The organism is Micromonospora sp. NPDC005173, assembly GCF_040608515.1.
Classification (GTDB): Bacteria; Actinomycetota; Actinomycetes; order Mycobacteriales; family Micromonosporaceae; genus Micromonospora.
The window spans coordinates 1-1,464 of the sequence record NZ_JBEXIK010000107.1 but is presented as its reverse complement, the minus strand read 5'-3'; the positions used below and the strand labels follow the sequence as shown (position 1 = coordinate 1,464).

Sequence of the window (1,464 nt, the reverse complement as noted above, 5' to 3'; positions counted from 1 at the left end):
CAGCCCCCGAAGCGTCGACGACATCGTCCGCGCCGCACTCGTGCTCACCCACTTCGAATACCGATACCTACCCAATTGTCGTTGAGATCACCTCAATGAAGAAAGCCCGCTCGATATGCGTCAGGCCCTTCCACTCACGAAGGCACACGAACCGATCATCACATGCGGCCCGGCACACAGATGACGAGCCAGGTGGCCACCCGCGCTGTCAGCGGCAGTTGAGGATGCCGGCGCAGACCGCCGCGGCGGTGTTGCTGATGCTGTTTGGTTGTCTGACGTGTATGACCTCTCGGCTCGAGTGGCTTTGCGTTGCAGCGGAGTCAACAGTAGAGAATTCGGAGCCCTGCGGTTGCTGCCTGTACGACCAACGCGACTATTCCGCCCCGTTCAGTCGTTCCGACGCCACACGGTCGGGCGTTGCCAGCGAGGGCGGATCGTCGGGGGACGACTCTCTTCCCTCGGGATGGCGGCCGAGCGTACCGCCGAGGTAAAACGGCAGGTCCTCGAGGGAGCGACCCATGGACCGACGGATCGCGTTCAGCAGCGCGAGATGCGCCGCGGCCGCCGGGCGCGACGCCTCGGTCAGGACATCTTCGTCGACCGGATTCACGACCGGATCCCGGGTTGACACCGCGTCGAGGTAGACGCCGATAGCGCGCCCAAACGCGTCGATCGCCCGCGCCACACCTAGCGGGGCCACCAGGCTCGCGGACGTAAGCGAGACGCTCCAGGCGCCCCAGTCGATGTCGACCGGCGTTCGGCTTAGGTGTGCTCGCCGTAGCGCCATCATGAACCGGGCGTACTGCGAGAACAGTTCCTCGTACGCGCGCAATTGCTTGTCGCGCAACCAGTGCCGCTCCTGCACCCGACGGGTGACCACACCGCCCACAAGAACACCCAGCGTCGCCGAGAGCGCGCCGCCGAACGTCGTAATAATTACTGCCACCGTATCCACCACACGACAGTCTGGCAGCGACGTATTGAGAAAGCCAGATCGATACCAGATCACGATCGGCCGACCCCATTCCACCTGGGCCACTGGGTCTGGTGGGCCGCGCGGACACCGGGAAACGTACTCATCTGGGGCCCGCGCAGTCCCGGGCGCCGCCAGGGCGGGGAGAGGCTCAAGAGCGCCTCTGTGTGTCAACCCATGCCTGTGGTGAGTTTGAGTTGGTCTTTGTTGAGGTGTCGGTAGAGGACGTTGGTGAGGCGTCGTTTGAGGGCGCGCCGCGCCTCGGCAGGTGTCTTTCCCTCAGCGAGTTTGCGCTGGTAGTAGACGCGGCCCGGGCCGGGATTCCGGGCTTGGACGAGCGTGATGGTGTGCGGGGCGGTGTTGAGTTGCCGGTTGCCGGTGGGGTTGAGCCGGTGGCGGCGAGGTGCCGGCGTAGCTGGCGAAGTGATCGGCGGTCGGGAAGCGGGTGACGTCGCCGACGTGGCCGAGGACCTTCGCAGCGATGAGATGCC

Annotated in this window: 2 protein-coding genes; both read right to left on the bottom strand. The window is 65.2% G+C overall.

Going from position 1 to position 1,464, the window contains the following annotated elements:
• Nucleotides 1-373: 373 nt before the first annotated feature.
• Nucleotides 374-1,039: a hypothetical protein gene (locus ABZV00_RS37785; protein ID WP_355615453.1), complete on the bottom strand. Its 666-nt coding sequence runs from the start codon at nucleotides 1,037-1,039 to the stop codon at nucleotides 374-376.
• Nucleotides 1,040-1,252: 213 nt separating this feature from the next.
• On the bottom strand, nucleotides 1,253-1,456 hold the full coding sequence (locus ABZV00_RS37780) for a transposase (protein WP_355615456.1): 204 nt from the start codon (nucleotides 1,454-1,456) through the stop codon (nucleotides 1,253-1,255).
• Nucleotides 1,457-1,464 lie beyond the last annotated feature (8 nt).